Annotated in this window: 13 protein-coding genes and 1 tRNA gene; 5 read left to right on the plus strand and 9 right to left on the minus strand. The window is 57.7% G+C overall.

Translation table 11 applies throughout. The annotated features are described in order from the left end of the window. Positions 1–353 precede the first annotated feature (353 nt). Positions 354–3,416 (plus strand): glycoside hydrolase family 2 TIM barrel-domain containing protein, encoded by a 3,063-nt coding sequence (locus tag KSY55_RS08155; protein WP_217749674.1) that lies wholly within the window; start codon positions 354–356, stop codon positions 3,414–3,416. Positions 3,417–3,556: 140 nt separating this feature from the next. Here KSY55_RS08155 and KSY55_RS08160 read toward each other — a convergent pair whose 3' ends face one another. From KSY55_RS08160 to metG, 3 genes are all read right to left on the minus strand, one after another. Beyond that, the gene (locus tag KSY55_RS08160; RefSeq protein ID WP_226587080.1) at positions 3,557–4,420 is read right to left on the minus strand and encodes a TenA family protein; all 864 of its coding nucleotides are present in this window, start codon (positions 4,418–4,420) and stop codon (positions 3,557–3,559) included. A gap of 22 nt (positions 4,421–4,442) precedes the next feature. Further along, the gene (locus KSY55_RS08165) at positions 4,443–6,611 is read right to left on the minus strand and encodes a glycoside hydrolase family 2 protein (RefSeq protein WP_217749673.1); all 2,169 of its coding nucleotides are present in this window, start codon (positions 6,609–6,611) and stop codon (positions 4,443–4,445) included. A gap of 300 nt (positions 6,612–6,911) precedes the next feature. Further along, positions 6,912–8,774, minus strand: coding sequence for a methionine--tRNA ligase (gene metG / locus KSY55_RS08170; RefSeq protein WP_117612443.1), 1,863 nt, complete (start codon positions 8,772–8,774; stop codon positions 6,912–6,914). 238 nt (positions 8,775–9,012) lie between these two features. Between metG and KSY55_RS08175 the strand changes: the two genes are divergently transcribed. Both KSY55_RS08175 and KSY55_RS08180 read left to right on the plus strand, forming a co-directional pair. After that, positions 9,013–9,588, plus strand: a complete 576-nt coding sequence (locus KSY55_RS08175) for a hypothetical protein (protein WP_004223501.1) — start codon at positions 9,013–9,015, stop codon at positions 9,586–9,588. Positions 9,589–9,835: 247 nt separating this feature from the next. Next, positions 9,836–10,042, plus strand: a complete 207-nt coding sequence (locus tag KSY55_RS08180; RefSeq protein ID WP_226557191.1) for a hypothetical protein — start codon at positions 9,836–9,838, stop codon at positions 10,040–10,042. 58 nt (positions 10,043–10,100) lie between these two features. Here the strand turns inward: KSY55_RS08180 and rsmI are convergent, their stop codons facing one another. Next, the gene (gene rsmI, locus KSY55_RS08185) at positions 10,101–11,066 is read right to left on the minus strand and encodes a 16S rRNA (cytidine(1402)-2'-O)-methyltransferase (protein ID WP_254881895.1); all 966 of its coding nucleotides are present in this window, start codon (positions 11,064–11,066) and stop codon (positions 10,101–10,103) included. A gap of 365 nt (positions 11,067–11,431) precedes the next feature. Further along, positions 11,432–11,761 carry a hypothetical protein gene (locus tag KSY55_RS08190; protein WP_004223505.1) on the minus strand — a complete coding sequence of 110 codons (330 nt, stop codon included), beginning with the start codon at positions 11,759–11,761 and terminating at the stop codon, positions 11,432–11,434. A gap of 555 nt (positions 11,762–12,316) precedes the next feature. On the opposite strand from KSY55_RS08190, the gene KSY55_RS08195 reads away from it, so the two are divergent. Together KSY55_RS08195 and KSY55_RS08200 are read left to right on the plus strand one after the other, a co-directional pair. After that, the gene (locus tag KSY55_RS08195) at positions 12,317–13,003 is read left to right on the plus strand and encodes a DedA family protein (protein ID WP_022245634.1); all 687 of its coding nucleotides are present in this window, start codon (positions 12,317–12,319) and stop codon (positions 13,001–13,003) included. Positions 13,004–13,195: 192 nt separating this feature from the next. Beyond that, positions 13,196–13,268: transfer RNA gene (locus tag KSY55_RS08200), tRNA-Ala, on the plus strand. 93 nt (positions 13,269–13,361) lie between these two features. Here KSY55_RS08200 and KSY55_RS08205 read toward each other — a convergent pair. The 4 genes from KSY55_RS08205 to KSY55_RS08220 form a co-directional block, all read right to left on the minus strand. Continuing rightward, on the minus strand, positions 13,362–14,054 hold the full coding sequence (locus tag KSY55_RS08205; RefSeq protein ID WP_217749671.1) for an HAD family phosphatase: 693 nt from the start codon (positions 14,052–14,054) through the stop codon (positions 13,362–13,364). Between the two features lie 326 nt (positions 14,055–14,380). Further along, the gene (locus KSY55_RS08210) at positions 14,381–14,668 is read right to left on the minus strand and encodes a hypothetical protein (RefSeq protein ID WP_256865915.1); all 288 of its coding nucleotides are present in this window, start codon (positions 14,666–14,668) and stop codon (positions 14,381–14,383) included. Positions 14,669–14,928: 260 nt separating this feature from the next. Then, positions 14,929–15,594 carry a heat shock protein transcriptional repressor HspR gene (locus KSY55_RS08215; RefSeq protein WP_065438280.1) on the minus strand — a complete coding sequence of 222 codons (666 nt, stop codon included), beginning with the start codon at positions 15,592–15,594 and terminating at the stop codon, positions 14,929–14,931. A gap of 5 nt (positions 15,595–15,599) precedes the next feature. Beyond that, positions 15,600–16,631: a DnaJ C-terminal domain-containing protein gene (locus KSY55_RS08220; protein ID WP_065440065.1), complete on the minus strand. Its 1,032-nt coding sequence runs from the start codon at positions 16,629–16,631 to the stop codon at positions 15,600–15,602. Positions 16,632–16,670 lie beyond the last annotated feature (39 nt).

Genomic DNA, 16,670 nt, shown 5'->3' on the forward strand with positions numbered 1-16,670 from the left:
TCTCCTTAGAAGATTTTGATGAGATCACCCGTTGACCTCGAAAATTGAGTATACGTTGTTTACTATCAAAAGTAAAATTCCTTAGTAAACAAAGCCCCCAAACGGCGTGTCGCAATCGCAGTTCTTACGATTATCAAATACTGACATCTGCAATCATGATTACTACCGCCATTTGCCGTCACCTATCGCCATATAAGTAAATTCAGTTGCAAATAAAGCAACACGCAGATTTGCAATTTAAGTAAACAACGTTTACCATGCTAGTAAAAGAGTTTATTACTCTGAGTACACAAAAGTACACACCAACTAAACCTACATCAACAACGAAGTTATGTTTCGGAAACGAGGAAATCATGGCAGATAAGATCACCACCGCATCCGCCGCGTGGCTCACCGACCCCACGGTGTTCGCAGTGAATCGCACGCCGGCACATTCCAATCACGTAACCTTTTCTCACATTCCCGCGATCGGCGAGCCGAGCGATTTGAAGCAAAGCCTCGACGGCGAATGGCGCGTGGAAATGGTGCAGGCCTCCGACATCGATCTTGAGGAAGAGCCGTTCGCAGCCGAGGATTTCGACGATTCCGCTTTCGGCCGCATCGACGTGCCCTCCCACCTGCAGAACGCGGGATACATGAACCATAAGTACGTGAATATTCAGTACCCGTGGGACGGCCATGAGAATCCGCAGGAGCCGAACGTTCCCGAAACCAACCATGTGGCACTGTATCGCCGCACGTTCACCGTCGCCGAGCGTCTTGATGCGGCCCGTCAAAATGGCGGCACCGTCAGCATCACGTTCCACGGCATGGCCACCGCGATCTACGTGTGGGTCAACGGCGTGTTCGTCGGCTACGGCGAAGACGGCTACACCCCGAACGAATTCGACATCACCGAAGCGTTGCACGACGGCGACAACGTCGTGGCCGTCGCCTGCTACGAATACGCAAGCGCATCCTGGCTGGAAGATCAGGATTACTGGCGTTTGCACGGCCTGTTCCGTTCCGTGGAACTCGCCGCACAGCCGCATGTGCACATTGAAGATATGAAGGTCGAAGCGGATTGGAATCCGGAAACCGCCACCGGTTCGCTCGACGCGCTACTCGCGGTGCGCAATGCGAAGAATGCCGCCACCGTGTCGGCGACGCTGAAGGATTTGAGTGGCAATGTGGTGTGGGAAACCGCATTGGCCGCATCCGACGAAACCGGCATCGTTTCCGGCTCGTTGGACGTCAAGCCGTGGAGCGCCGAGAGCCCGGCACTGTACGAACTGCAAGTTGTGGTGATCGGCCATGATGGCGCGATCGTTGAAACCGCAACGCAGCGCGTCGGCTTCCGTCGCTTCCGCATCGAAGACGGCATCATGAAGCTCAACGGCAAGCGCGTGGTCTTCAAGGGCGCCGACCGCCACGAATTCGACGCGAAGCGCGGCCGCGCCATCACCAGGCAAGACATGATCGACGACATCACGTTCTGCAAGAGGCACAACATCAACGCCATCCGCACCTCGCACTACCCCAACCAGGAATACTGGTACGACCTGTGCGACGAATACGGCATCTACCTGATCGACGAAACCAATCTTGAAACGCACGGCAGCTGGTGCCTGCCGGGAGACGTGGTCACCGAGGATTCCGCCGTTCCGGGCAGCAAGCCCGAATGGGAGGGCGCGTGCGTGGACCGTGTGAACAGCATGATGAAGCGCGACTACAACCATGCTTCCGTAGTCATCTGGTCGCTTGGCAACGAATCGTATGCGGGAGACGTGTTCCGCGCGATGAGCGTCCACGTGCACGAACTCGACCCGAACCGACCAGTGCACTACGAGGGCGTGACCCACAATCGCAAGTATGACGACGTGACCGACATCGAAAGCCGCATGTACGCGCACGCCGACGAAATCGAGGAATATCTCAAGTCCGATCCGAAGAAGCCGTATATTTCCTGCGAATACATGCACGCCATGGGCAATTCCGTCGGAAATATGGACGAATATGTTGCGCTGGAACGCTACCCGCAATATCAGGGCGGATTTATTTGGGATTTCATTGATCAGGCGATTCTTGTGCGCTTGCCCGATGGCGATGAACGTCTCTGCTACGGCGGCGATTTCGGCGATCGTCCGAGCGATTACGAGTTTGCCGGAGACGGTATTGTGTTCGCCGATCGCACGCCGTCGCCAAAGGCGCAAGACGTCAAGCAGCTGTATGCCAACGTGCGCATTGTGCCGGGTGAAACCGGCGTTGAGATCGCGAATGACAATCTGTTCGTTTCCACCGCCGACTATGTGTTCGTTACGCGCGTGCTTGCGGATGGCGAGCCGGTATGGCAGGCCGAACAGCGTTTTGATGTGCCGGCTGGCGAAACCAAGCACTTCGATATTGAATGGCCGTTGGAGGCCTACCGAGGCCAAGCCAACGAGCTCACGCTCGAAGTGAGCCAACGCCTTGCCGCCGCGGAAGAGTGGGCGTCGAAGGGCTACGAGCTGTCGTTCGGCCAGACCGTGGTTGCAGGCTCCAAGCCGGTTGCTGCCAGCGAGACGAAGCCTGTTGACGGCATCGTGACCGTTGGCCGTTGGAATGCTGGCGTGCAGGGATCCGGTCGTGAGATTCTGCTGTCGCGTACGCAGGGCGGCATTGTTTCGTACACGCTTGACGGCCGTGAATTCGTGCTGCGCAGGCCCACGCTCACCACGTTCCGCGCGCTGACCGACAACGATCGCGGTGCAGGCCACGGTTACGACCGCGCGCAGTGGGTCGGCGCAGGCCGTTACGCCAAGTGCGTCAACAACACCATCGAACAGGTCAATGACGATACGCTGAAAGCCGTATACGAGTACGAGCTCGCCACTCCGCAGCGCACGCACGTCACCATCACGTATGTGGCAGATACCACCGGCAAGCTGCACTTGAGCGTCGACTATCCGGGCGAAACTCAGGAAGCCCCGACCATTCCGGCTTTCGGTTTGGAATGGACGCTGCCGGTCGAATACTCCAACCTGCGCTTCTACGGCCCCGGACCCGACGAAACCTACGCCGACCGCAAGCATGCCAAGCTGGGCATTTGGAACACCAACGCTTACGACGATCATGCGCCGTACCTCATGCCGCAGGAAACCGGCAACCATGAGGATGTGCGTTGGGCTGAGATCACGGATGATGCCGGTCATGGCATACGTGTGAGCCGTCACGGCGAATCAGCGTTCGCGCTCAGCCTGCAGCCGTACAGCGCATTCATGTTGGAAGAAGCCCAGCATCAGGACGAACTGCCCGCTCCGAAGCACATGTTCCTGCGCGTGCTCGCCGCGCAAATGGGCGTCGGCGGCGACGATTCCTGGATGAGCCCGGTGCACCCGCAGTACCACATTCCAGCCGATAAGCCGCTCCACTTGGATGTGGATATCGAGCTGATCTGACACGTTGGGGCATGCCGGTTGCCCCAACAATTACAGGGGGGATCCGCGTATTCTGCGGATCTCCCCCTGCTTGCGTTATTGCGTTACCGCGTTACCGCCAATTTGCATTGGCGCTCATTGCCTCATATCATGCTCACCGCTCACCGCTGCGGATAGGAATCCTCAAAGAAGCGACGCTCGAGATGCACGATGGTGCGGAACACGTCGGCCTCCGAGCCATCCACCGACGCATACTCGTTGACGAGCGCGATCAGGCGGCCCGTCCAGGCGCGGAAATAATCGCCCTCATGCAAATCAACCCAACCCTTGTGCGCCGGAATCTGCTGAACGACGCCAGCGTCGATGGTGCGCTTGGCCCAGGCAAGATAAATCCATTCCATGCAGCACAGCGCAGTAATGAGTTCTTCCCAAGTTCCCTGAACCAGCTTGGTCAGATATTCGCAATATTCACGATTTGCCGGAGTCTGCTCGGAATTATTGTATTCTTCGTCAGTAATTCCGTATTCCTTAAGGAATCCGGTAAAATATGTTGCTTCATTGTCAGCAAACCATTGCGATTGTTTCGCCAGCATATCTTTGGTTTCCTGACGCGGCGCAAGTTCAATCGCATGTGCCATGATGCCCTGATTAAAGAACTTGAAATCCTGAATTAAATAAGACTTCAAAATCGATTCTGGAAGTGTATCATCCAGCAATTCATTCACAAAACGCGAATTGATTGCCTGATTCCATTCGTCGGCCGCCGACATATACAGCTGATCGGCTACGGAACCCGGCTCGGCTCCCAACCACGCATAATCGCCGCTTGCGGACTGCGGCGCTTCCGGAACATGATTCATGGTCACAAGACCCCCCTCGGTTAATGCGGCCAATGCAAACGCAACGCACATCTCCTCGCTCCGTTCCGCCGTGGCTCGCTGTGATGGCGCCATAATAGCCGCCGTTCCCAACGTACCGAACGCGCCACCGAAACGCAAGAAGCAGAACGCTTCCATGACAGCCATGACCGCACTCAATCTCGGCGAATCATTGCGCGAATTTGTTGAGGCGGCGATCGTAGGTCATGAGGCCGTTGAGCTCTTCTTCGACGTCGGAAACCTGCGTATACACGTAGCCCGCCAATCCGCGTGATTCCAACGATTCCGCCGAATCAAGCACGGAACGGACGGCAGTGCGCCAATCCTCAATCGAATCGTATTCACCGTAGCCGTACGCGCGCGAAACCGCAGCATGATCGGCAACCAACTGCGCCAATCCTCCGAATTCCGAAATCACGAACGCACGAACGCCATGCTGCGCAACCGGCAACACCGCGTAATGCGCGGCACGACGACGCCGCTTATGCCGCTTTTCATATTCGGCCACATACCCACGCAATGGCCCCTTATCCGGGTAGATTTCCAGCGGACGGAAGTAGTTGTGCACGCTGTGAAAATCGCCGCAACGCTGGTCGTACCAGCCACTCGTGGCGTCGATCGGGCGCGTCGGGTCAAGCGCATGAATGCGTTCCGCCGCATCGCACGCGTCGAACTGCCCCCACCCTTCGTTGAACAGCACCCACGTGACGATCGACGGGTGGCCGGCAAGCATGTGCACCATGGCATCGCAGGTGCGCGACCAGTCGCGGCGGTACGTCGAATCGTCGGCACCGAGCGCCGCGAAATGCTTCGCCGTGTCGTCGCGGTACTTGTTCCATGTGGCACGCATGAGCGTCGGCTTGCGGTTGGTGACCCACGCGTTGTATTCGCCGCCACCCGACACCGCGTCCTGCCATACCAGCATGCCGAGGCGGTCACAATGGTAGTACCAGCGCGCCGACTCGATTTTGATATGCTTGCGCAGCATAGTAAAGCCGGATTCCTTCATGGCGGTTATGTCATGCACCAGCGCTTCATCACTCGGCGCGGTCAGCAGGCCGTCCGGCCAATAGCCCTGGTCGAGCACACCCTTGAGGAACACCGGCTTGCCATTGAGATGGAAGCGCGCGACACCCTTCAAATCAGGCTTAATCTCAACCGTGCGGAACGCGCAATACGAGCGCACAATATCTTGCTTTTCCTGCGATTTCGCGGGTTTCTCTTGAATTTCCTGCGATTCCTGCTGCAGCTTTTCCTGCTTTCCCTGCGATTTCGCCGCACCAAATTCCAGCGTCGCCGTCACGTCATACAAATACGGATCGTTTGGCGACCACAAGTGTTCGGCCCGCGTTGCGATTTCCGTGCGCACCTTGCGCATGCCAGCCGGCAGCAGTTCGTCCGCGACGATCGTGCCGTCCGCGGGATCGGCTACGACGATATGCAGTTTGGCATTCGGCTTGTCTCCGCCGATTTCCGCGCGAATAAACAATCTGCCGTCGGCGGCGCCCTTCAGCGTAAGCGTCTGCACGTACGCTTCCGGCACGATCTCCATCCACACGCTCTGCCAAATGCCGCTTTGCGCGGTGTACCAAATCCCCTCGCGCTCGATTTTCTGCTTGCCGCGCATTTGCGTGCCCGAATCGTTCGGATCGTACACGCACAACGCAATCTCGAAAGCATCATCGGGATCGACGAATGCCGAAATATCGACGTCAAACGGCAAATATCCCCCGACATGCATCCCTGCAAACTGCCCGTTGATAAAGCAGGCGCACACGTAATCGACCGCTTCGAAATGCAGAACCAAGCGGTTCGCATCGCCGATCTGCCGAACCGCTTCCCCTCCCCCAAGCGTCACGGGATGCACCACCGTGCGATACCAGATCATATTGTCTGGGTAAATCGTCTGATGCACGCCGGAAAGCGCGGATTCCGGGGAGAACGGCACCAAAATCTTGCCGTCGAACGTTTCGGGGATGGCCGCTTCCTTCACTGCCTGCACCGCTTCGTCACGGGTGAGCACAGCCGCGGATTTGCGCCATTTCGAACCGTTGCCGCTTTCGGGAATGGACACGATCGCGTAATCCCAGAATCCGTTGAGCATGGTGTGATTGCCGCGCACCATGGTTGGGCGCGGATGCTCGTTCAGGATTGGCGTGCGGCCGTTTTCCAGTTTGCGTTCGCCGTCTTTTGCAGGGCAGAACGCCTTGTGGGCGTCGTTGGAAGACAACCATTCGCCGGCGATCTGTTCGCCCCAGGGCGTCCACAACTGCTGCAGCGGCTCTTGGGAACGCATTTTCGTAGGCGCGGCTTTCAGCACTCGCTTGACGTCCAACATAAGAGCCTCCCTGCAGCATCGCATTTCCCTCAACTTCCCCATTGTAACGAGAGGAATGGCGAAGAGAAATAGCGATTGTTACGGATTTTGAAATCGATTCAATCCGGACTGCACTATAGATTTGTAAAATCGTATACAGAAAGTCGAATATTGCGCATTAGATTTACAAGTCGGATTTGCAAAATCAGATATAAAAAGCCGGTGCAAGAACTTCGTAATTCCTTGCACCGGCAATCAGAACAACTCACCTTAGCGGCAAATCAGGCCAAATCAAGCCGAATCCTCAGGTGAATCAGCGAATCAGCCTTCCAGCTTGGCCTTTTCGGCGGCAAGACGGGCCGCCTCGGCCTCACGACGAGCCTTCAGCTCCGAATCGAAGCGAGCGAGCTCCTCTTCGACGGCCTCCGGCGGAATCTTCGCGAAAATCGGATGCGGCTTCGGCACTGCAGTGCCGGCCACGATCGGTTCGGAAGCCCACGGATGCACGGTTTCGCCCAGCTTGTAGTCGCCGGTAATGATCGGATACATGAAGCCCGGCTTGTCGAGATCCTCGACCTCTTCCAAGCGCGGCAACGGCGAGAACGTGCCTGTGCCGCCGAGAGCCTCCCACACCTTCTGCGCGGAATGCGGCAGGAACGGGGCCAGCAGGTGGTTCGCGTCGGACACGGCCTGGGCGGCAACGTGCAGCACGGTGCCGAGGCGAGCCGGATTGTCCTTGATCTTCCACGGTTCGGTGGCGGAAATGTACTTGTTGATGTCGCCGACCACGCGCATGGCTTCGCTCAGCGCGTTCTTCTGGCGATGGTTCTCGATCAGCGAACCGACCGTGTCGAACGCGGCCTTGGTTTCGCTCAGCAACGCGCGATCCTCGTCGGTCATTTCGTTCTCGTCGAGCGCCGGAATCTCACCGAAGTTCTTGTTCATCAGATTGGCCACACGGTTGACGAGGTTGCCCCAGGAAGCGGCGAGCTCCTCGTTGTTGTGACGCACGAACTCAGCCCACGTGAAGTCGGAATCGGAGCTTTCCGGACCGGCCACGGAAATGTAGTAGCGCACGGCGTCCACAGGGTAGCGGGCGAGAATGTCCTTCACATAAATGACGATGCCACGCGAAGACGAGAACTTCTTGCCTTCCATGGTCATGAATTCGGAAGCCACGACCTGCTCCGGCATGTTCAGCGGACCGAGCTTGCCGGTTTCGCCGCCCTTGGAGCCCTGACCGTTGTAGCCGAGCATTTCGGACGGCCAGATCTGGGAGTGGAACGTGATGTTGTCTTTGCCCATGAAGTAGTAGCCCGGGGTTTCCGGATCATTCCACCATGCGCGCCATGCTTCCGGATCGCCCTTGCGGCGAGCCCATTCGATGGATGCCGACAAGTAGCCGATCACCGCGTCGAACCACACGTACAGCTTCTTGTTCGGATTGTCGATCCAGCCGGCAACCGGAACGGGAATGCCCCAGTCGATGTCACGCGTGATGGCACGCGGCTTGACTTCCTTGAACAGGCCGATGGAGAAGTTGATGACGTTGGTACGCCAGCCTTCGCGGGTCTTCAGCCATGCGAGATTGGCTTCGGCGAGCGCCGGCAGGTCGAGGAAGAAGTGTTCGGTTTCCTCAAAGCGCGGGGTTTCGCCGTTGATTTTGGAAACGGGATTGATGAGCTCGTCCGGGTCGAGTTCGTTGCCGCAGGCGTCGCACTGGTCGCCGCGGGCACCGTCGGCACCGCAGATCGGGCAGGTGCCTTCGATGTAACGGTCAGGCAGGGTGCGGCCGGTGGACGGCGAGATGGCGACCTTCTGGGTGCCCTTATAAATGTAGCCGTTGGCGAGGCACTGCTTGAACAGTTCCTGCACCACCTGCTCGTGATTGCCGGTGGTGGTGCGGGTGAACAGGTCGTAGCTCAGGCCGAGATCGCACAGATCCTTGGCGATCACACGGTTGTAACGGTTGGCGAGCTCCTGTGCGCTGACGCCTTCCTTGTCGGCTTCCACCAGGATCGGGGTGCCGTGCTCGTCGGTGCCAGACACCATCAGCACGTCATTGCCCTTCATGCGCTCGTAGCGCGCGTATACGTCGGAGGGCACGCCGAATCCGGCGACGTGACCGATATGACGGGGGCCGTTAGCATACGGCCAAGCAACATTCACCAAAATATGACTCATGGTGCCCGATTATACAAAGCGCCATATCCCGCATTTTCCATGTATTTCGGTAGTTGGATTTTTATTGGAGGATGGACGTGCGATCATCGATTTCAATCGTTTGAAATAGTTTGCATCATAATTTGCATATCTGCCGATCTATCCACATTGTTGCATTACGTAACAATCATTTTCCACATATCCACAGATTTTCGGGGGCTGGTGGCGCAACGGAATTCGAATCCGCTACGGTACCGTCATGGACACTCCACCACCCCTTCTGGGCAACGATGACCTTCCGGGCCCGATGTGCCTGAACCTGCTGGCCTCATCCGGCGCGCTGTGCAAGCTCGACAGCGCGAACGCCTATTCATGCCACGATTCGGACACGTTGTACGGGCGGTCCTGCATCATCGCGACATTGCTGCCGAGCCGGTCCGTGGCATGTTCACGCACCGCCGCATGGGTTTGGCTAGGCGGCACCTTCCCCGAATCCATCGACATTATCGCGAAAGCCCACTATCGAGCGCTACGTTACGGCCGTAAAATCAACGTTTTCAACCGTCTCGCACCAAACGAACACACCATCAAAGTCGGTCCGATCATCGTGACCACGCCTGTTCGCACCGCATGCGATCTCGCATTGAACTGCACCCCCGAAAGCGAATCGTTGGTTTCCGAAATCATCTGCATGCTCATGCAGGAATTTCATTTCCGCTCCAACGATTGCATGCAAATCATGCAGGAGACGAAGCATATTCGCAACGCGCCACAGGCGCGCAACTACATTCTTGCGATCGACGGAAGAAGCGACGAATATGAGCGCAGCGCATAGCAGGCATAAGGCGCGGCGCGCGACGCACGCCGACAGGATAGGTGCCGACAGAGCAAACGGATTCCGCAGACTGCTCGGAATCCAAGAAAAACGCAGGCCACGGACGCATCGCGAGACGCATCGGGATGCGCGGAATCTCGCACACCGTGCACAGCGGACGCGCCGCGAACCGCCGCCATACCAGCCCAAACCGCGGCCGAAACCGCTGGTGGATCCGCCGTCTCCCCCAATTCCATTGACGCCGCTGGTGGCGTGCAGTCCGGACACACCGCAGGACGTGCTATGGCATATCGCGGAATACGCGCCGCAACTGCGCAAATGGCTGGTCGCCAATCCTTCCGCAACACCGGCGATGTTGGACTATCTTGCGCAAGTCGGCGGGCCGGACGTGGCCCGCGCCCTGCAAATACTGCTGGAATCGTTGGAATCGTGCGGATCGCAAGCATGCAGCTAACACTTGCGCGACGGGCAATCGCACGATAGGCAATCGCCGGACGATAACTAATATGGACTTACTGCTTCATCGCAAGAACCGCATTGTAGACCTGCTTGCGATTGGCAAGCGAGCCGTCCGCAAGGGGATGCTCGGCAACGACCTGCGAAATCGCGTCTTTGATGCGCAGATTGTCTTCCTGCGCACGGTCGATCGACAGCACCGCCAAGTCTTCGACGCTCAACGATGCGGGGGCAGCAGCGTCGGCCTCCTCTTCGGAAGCGCCGGCAACGACCAACACCATTTCGCCGCGCGGCGGCTCGTCGATCACGCTCTGGCGAATCTGCGCGATGGTTCCGCGACGGATCTGCTCAAAATCCTTGGTAAGTTCACGGCAAAGCGCCATCTTGCGGTTCGGACCGAACACGTCAAGCAAGTCGGCCATGGAATCGTCGATGCGATGCAGGGTCTCGTAAAACACGATGGTGCGGCGTTCAGAACGCAGGGTACGCAGGTATTGCACGCGTTCGGAATGCTTGCGCGGCAGGAATCCTTCATAGCAGAAGCGGTCGGTGGGCAGTCCTGAAAGGCACAGCGCGTCCAGCACTGCGGACGGGCCGGGAGCGCAGGTGACGGGCAGACCACGTTCGATGGCGCGACGCACGATCGCGAGGCCCGGATCGTTGATGGTCGGCATGCCCGCGTCGGACACGACTAGCACGGTAGCGCCGGTTTCCACCCGATCGAGCAGACCGTCGGACTTGTCTCGCTCGTTGTGATCGTGGTAGGCCACCACGCGGCCGCTCACGTGCACGCCGAGACGGTTGGCGAGCGCGTAGAGACGGCGGGTGTCTTCGGCTGCCACGATGTCGGCGCGTTCCAGGAGCGCAATGAGGCGTGCGGAGGCGTCGGCCGTGTTGCCGATCGGCGTGGCAGCCATCACCACCGTGCCTTGCGGAACGTCGGTTCCGCACACGAGGGCGTCAAGTCCCGTGCCAGACTGTTCTGTGTCAGACTGTTCCGCCGCTGTCGGCGATTCTGCCATCTCCGCCGTATTCACCATTCCCGCAGTTCCCGTTACTTCTGCCGTATTCGCACTCAACTCATTCAGTTTCAAGTCCAACGTCTCATTCATGCGTTCCATGCCTTCAGCCTATCCAACGCAAAGGAAAACAGCCCTCCCCGCGTCCTAAACCCCCAATCGCTGGAACAATCCGGACACAAAACAGACCCTCAGCGGGGTGATTCCCCCACCCACTGGAACAATCACCCCGCTTACAGCCCCAGTAACGTCCCAAAACATCCAGACATTGGAACAATTCGGACGCCAACAGGCTTAAAAACGTCCTGATTCTTCCAGTGACTGGAAGAATCCGCCCGCAAACGCATGCTTACACCGCGCACACGTACTTACCTCGTGTACATACGTGGCAGCGAATCGGCCATGCGTATGAAGCTGTTGCGCGCAAAAGCGTTGAAATCGCGCGCATACGGCGATTCCGGCAGCGGAGTGCCATATGCGCCCGTGCCGGCAGCGCCCGAATCATTGCCCCAGACCGCCGGATATGCGCCGGTCACGGCATGCACGTCGGAATCCGTATCGGGGGTAATCACCTTGCTGGTTTCGTTTTGATGACCGAACATGGAGAATTTTCCGGCCGCCGCATGCAACGCTTCGAGCAGCGCCCGCGATTGCCGATTCAGATTCCCATCAACCGATTGCGCAAGATTTTCCGCCACGATTCACACTCCCTTGTATTTGCCGTATTCGCCTAGTCTTGCATTGCCCCAACCGCTCTCGCATTGCCTTACTGCTGTTTCCACCCTATCTTCCGCGCCATCGAAACACACTTTCGTACCGTCAACATGCGCGATTCGTGTTCAGCGGCCCCACTATTTGATTTGTTGACCTCACGATTCCGTTTTTCGCCGCCTTTTTTCAAATCGTGAGGTCACCAAATCAAAATCATGAGGTCACCCCCCCCCCCAAAAAAAAAACCAAAATCGTGAGGTCACAACGCCAAATCACGAATGAGCGATATGCGATATACCGGATATATCGCACACTCTAAAGCCAAACAGCCAAACGCCAAACACCACCAAACCAAAATCACCCACCGCAGTTGGCACTTTGCGTCCGTTTGTGCAGATTTGCCAACCGTCGGGCATTACTAGGCGCCGCATTAGAGGGCCACTGGTAGGCTGACATTGGTTCCGCAAGGCCAACCCACACAAGGCAGCCTGAACCACTTAATTTTGGACGTTTAGATGTAAGGTACTCACAGAGAGCATTTCATGGGAATTATCAACTTCTTCATTAATCTGCTCAAGGATCCACGCACGGCGATCGCCAGCTGGATCTCCATGGGCGTCGCCCCCACGCTTGGTTTCATCTTCCTGATTGTGTTCGTCGAAACCGGCGTCGTGTTCTTCCCGTTCCTGCCGGGCGACTCCCTGCTGTTCGCCGCCGGCTTCTTCGCCGCGCCCGACGCCCAGACCGGCGTTTCCGCACTACCGCTGTTCGCGCTGCTGCCTGTGGTCTGGTGCGCTCCGATCATCGGCGACCAGTGCAACTACTGGATCGGCCACTTCTTCGGCCGTCGCATCATCGAATCCGGCAGAGTCAAGGCTATGACCCCCGAACGCCTCGCCAAAACCGAAGGCATGATCGAAAAGTGGGGCCCGCTCGCCGTGTTCCTCGGCCGTTTCTTCCCGTTCATCCGCACGTTCATGCCGTTCATTTCCGGCATTTCCGGCATGCGTTGGAGCCGTTTCACCCCGTTCTCCGTGCTCGGCGGCCTGTGCTGGTCCACCCTGTTCACGCTGCTCGGCTACTTCTTCGGCGGCATTCCGGCCGTGCAGAAGCATTTCGAGCTGGTCATCATTGCGATTCTCGTGCTGTCGCTGATTCCTACCTTCGTCGGCTTGCTCAAAGCAAAGTTCGGCAAAAAGAAAGCTGATACCGCGACCGCGGAAGCCTGATCTTACGTTTTCTCCTTTTCTTGCGATTGCGGTGTCTTTCGATTTTTCGGAAGGCACCGTTTTCGTATGCTTTCGCATGCTTTTCCTGCAAGGGATATTCCGCAACACGCGAATCTCGCAGATTGCATTCGTACAGACTTCGTACTAGAATCGCGAGAGTTGTCTTGCTTAGCGTGTTGCTAGACATGACTTGGGGCCGTAGCTCAGTTGGTAGAGCGCTTCGTTCGCATCGAAGAGGTCGCGGTTTCGACTACCGTCGGCTCCACTAAGCCCGCTGCATTCATTCCACCGCAGCGGGCTTTTTCTTTTCCTAGCCACCAGACAAATCTGCCATACGTAAGCGAGATGGGGCGAAAAATCAGGCCTGGGATACGCGCTGACGCACGAAAGCGTCGAGCGAGGCCGCGTCAATGCCCTCGTAGCCCTTGATCGAGGCGAACTGCGGGCCGTTGGAATTGTCGATCTGCATGAACCCGGTCTGGCCGATCGTCGTCGTGCCGGAGGCGACGGCCGAACGCAGGCCCGACATGGAATCCTCAATCGCAATGCAGTACTTCATATCTTCCGGAGCGATACCCAAGCGACGACCCGCCTCCAAATACGGGGCCGGAGACGGCTTCTTCTCAACATCATCATCGCCGCACACGTAGCCCGCAAACGCGCCAGCCGGCGCTTGGACAACCAGATTCTCCGCAAGATGACGCGGCGACGTGGTGACCAGCATCGAAGGAACGCCAGCGTCACGCAGCGCGACAAGCACGTCTTCCACGCCTTCGATCCACGGAATGCGCTCGAATTCCTTTTGGGCGACGTAATCGATCATGCCCTGGCCGATCTCTTCAATCGACAGCTGGCAACCATGCTCCACCATGCGACGGGCCACATCCGGAACCGGCGTGCCCGAACCCTGCCAGGCGAGCTCCTCATCCCAATATCCGCCATGCGCGGCTGCGATTTTCATCTCACCCTCATGCCAATACGGTTCGGAATCGATCAGCGTGCCGTCCATATCCCAGAACACGGCCTTGATCATCAGGTTCGTCTCGGTCATGATGTTCCTTCCCTACGACCGTCGGACGCGGAGCACCGGATTTCCGGGCAGCGCCGTCCATCGCGACTTCCACTGCCATTTCAGCAGAGCGGCAAGACGGCAGCATTCGCGAGTCGCGGCAAAACGGCAGACAACAAACAGGCATACAAGCGAGGCAAACGAAAAGCGCCCGGACGGTCCTCCATCCGAGCGCTTCCCATATCGACGCAATACTTCGCGCCTACGTATTCGCAAAATCATCCGATTTTTTTCACGAATTATCGGCAACCCCCATCACTATAATCCATGAAATTCGAAAATTTCACTTGTATCGGGAGATTTGAAATTCACTCTCCCTGATTTTCACTGTTTTCCACAGCGGTTTCAGCGGCCTTTTCCGCATTTTCCGCCTTCCAGCGAGCGATGCAACGTTCCACGCGCTTGTATCCGATGATCTTCGGATCAAGCCCGACCTCGCGGAAAATCGCGGCAGGCGAGCCACCTTCGGCATACCTGCGCATGCAATCATCGCGAAACTCCTTGGAGTAACAAATACGATACTGGGTGACCGATTCCACGGCATCCAGAGACCCGAGATACTTGCGGGTCTTAGCTGTGAACGCAACTCTTGGCACTGTACGCTCCTAACCTTTCCTGTTCTCGCCGCATATCTTACCCCCTCCTCCATGATTATTCATGGGCAAAGAGAACCATCTTTCACCGAAGCACCTTGACGACCGGAAGAATGACAGTTAGAACGCGGATGCTCAACATTATTTCCCACAACAACGACATCGTCGCAGGAAGCAATGCATTTGGTAAAACTATATAACAAAACAGGCACATCTGTTGCAAGATATGCCTGTTTTTGAATTTTTTCAATGTTTTCTGAAAATCAGTCAATCCCCCAAAGCACGATAGACCTAGAAATCGGCTGAGAAACGGGTTTACCCCTCTCAATCCCCTCGTTTTCGCCTGCGACACCCCCACCGCGCGTGTCGTACGCATCAGCCGCGACACGCGCGGCCTCCACGGACTCGCGCGACGGCAGCTGACGGGCGTCGACCTGAATCTGCCGACGCCACATGCGAGCGCGGCGGGAACGTTCGATTTCCACAATGTCACCGTCCGCATCGGCCGCGAACACGCTGGAACCGGCCGGCCGGCGCAATCGCTCGACTTGCCGGCGCAGCTCGCGGTTCTCCTCTTCCAAGGAAAGGATCCGCGCGATGCCAGCCAGGTTGATGCCTTCTTCCTGACTCAGCTGCTGCGCTTTCGCAAGGCGCGAGATGTCTCGCAGCGAATACCGGCGAGCGCCACCGTCCGTGCGTTGCGGCACCACCAGCCCCAAACGATCGTATTGGCGGAGCGTCTGCGGATGCACGTTGGCGAGTTCGCCGGCGCGACCGACCGTGAACATCGGCAGTTCGATGTCGAAACCAACTTCATCCGCCCCGTCCAGATCGGCCCTGCCGGCCACGATCGCCATTGCGCACATGTCGTACAGCATTTTGGCCTGCCGCGCCGCACGGGCTTGGGAGGTCCGGGATGCGCGTGCCATGGCAATCAGCGCTCCTTGGCAAGTTCGTCAGCGAAATCGCCGCACTCCTTGTCGAATTCCTTTGCCGCATGCTTGACTTTCAGGCTCGGCTTGTCGGGAATGCGGATTTGCACACGCCCGATCAGATCGCCGTCGCCCTGCCTGTTGGCCACGCCCCTGCCGGAGATGCGCACTTCGGTGCCGCTGGACGAGCCTGCCGGCACTTTGAAGGTGACTTCGTTGCCGTCGATATCCTGTGCGGTCACTTTCGCGCCCGCCACAGCCTGACCGACGGTGATTGGCAGATCCATGATGATGTCACGCTTGCGCAGGCTGAATTTCGGATCTTCGGCAACGTTGATCTGCAGGTACAGATCGCCGTTTTTTCCGCCGTTACGACCCGGCTTGCCCTTGCCTGGAATACGGATTTTCTGCCCGTCACGCACGCCCGCTGGAACATGCGTCTTGAACTTTTTTCCGTCGGCAGACAGTGAAACCGTTGCCCCCTTGACCGACTGGCGGAAAGTCAGATTGATCTTGGAATTGCGGTCTTCGCCATCTTCCGGCTGCGCAGCCTGCTCGTAGCTGCCCCCGTAGGGGTTGCCAGCCCCGGCAGGGCCACCAGCGCCGCCACCGAACATCGAGAAAATATCGTTGATATTCGGATTGCCGCCACCGGTCTGGAAGCGGATGCGCGAGCCATTGCCGCCCGTGCCATACGCTCCAGCGCCAGCGCCACCGCCGAACATCGAGCCGAAAATGTCGGAGAATGCCCCCGCGTCGAATCCGCCCGCACCGGAGCCGCCGGCGAAGCGCGCGCCGCCCATGCCGAACTGACGGATGGCGTCGTACTTCTGGCGGTTGTCTTTGTTGCTGAGCACGTCGTACGCTTCGGAAATGTCTTTGAACTTTTCCTCCGCTTCCTTGGTCTTGTTCAGATCAGGATGGTACTTGCGCGCCAGCTTGCGGTACGCTTTGGTAATCTCATCGTCCGTGGCGTCTTTGGAGACACCGAGGACCTTGTAGAAATCCTTGCTCAGCCATTCATTCTCAGCCATGATGTGCCTCCTTTCACGAGGTTGCTGATGTCAAATGCC

This window comes from Bifidobacterium sp. MSK.13.1, from assembly GCF_019131435.1.
Taxonomy (GTDB): Bacteria; Actinomycetota; Actinomycetes; order Actinomycetales; family Bifidobacteriaceae; genus Bifidobacterium; species Bifidobacterium pseudocatenulatum.

Excerpts from the sequence above, each read along its gene's own strand:
- KSY55_RS08155 (WP_217749674.1), top strand. The coding sequence starts at position 354 with ATGGCAGATAAGATCACCACCGCATCCGCCGCGTGGCTCACCGACCCC.
- KSY55_RS08160 (WP_226587080.1), bottom strand. The coding sequence starts at position 4,420 with ATGGCTGTCATGGAAGCGTTCTGCTTCTTGCGTTTCGGTGGCGCGTTC.
- KSY55_RS08165 (WP_217749673.1), bottom strand. The coding sequence starts at position 6,611 with ATGTTGGACGTCAAGCGAGTGCTGAAAGCCGCGCCTACGAAAATGCGT.
- metG (WP_117612443.1), bottom strand. The coding sequence starts at position 8,774 with ATGAGTCATATTTTGGTGAATGTTGCTTGGCCGTATGCTAACGGCCCC.
- KSY55_RS08175 (WP_004223501.1), top strand. The coding sequence starts at position 9,013 with ATGGACACTCCACCACCCCTTCTGGGCAACGATGACCTTCCGGGCCCG.
- rsmI (WP_254881895.1), bottom strand. The coding sequence starts at position 11,066 with ATGGCAGAATCGCCGACAGCGGCGGAACAGTCTGACACAGAACAGTCT.
- KSY55_RS08195 (WP_022245634.1), top strand. The coding sequence starts at position 12,317 with ATGGGAATTATCAACTTCTTCATTAATCTGCTCAAGGATCCACGCACG.
- KSY55_RS08205 (WP_217749671.1), bottom strand. The coding sequence starts at position 14,054 with ATGACCGAGACGAACCTGATGATCAAGGCCGTGTTCTGGGATATGGAC.
- KSY55_RS08215 (WP_065438280.1), bottom strand. The coding sequence starts at position 15,594 with ATGGCACGCGCATCCCGGACCTCCCAAGCCCGTGCGGCGCGGCAGGCC.
- KSY55_RS08220 (WP_065440065.1), bottom strand. The coding sequence starts at position 16,631 with ATGGCTGAGAATGAATGGCTGAGCAAGGATTTCTACAAGGTCCTCGGT.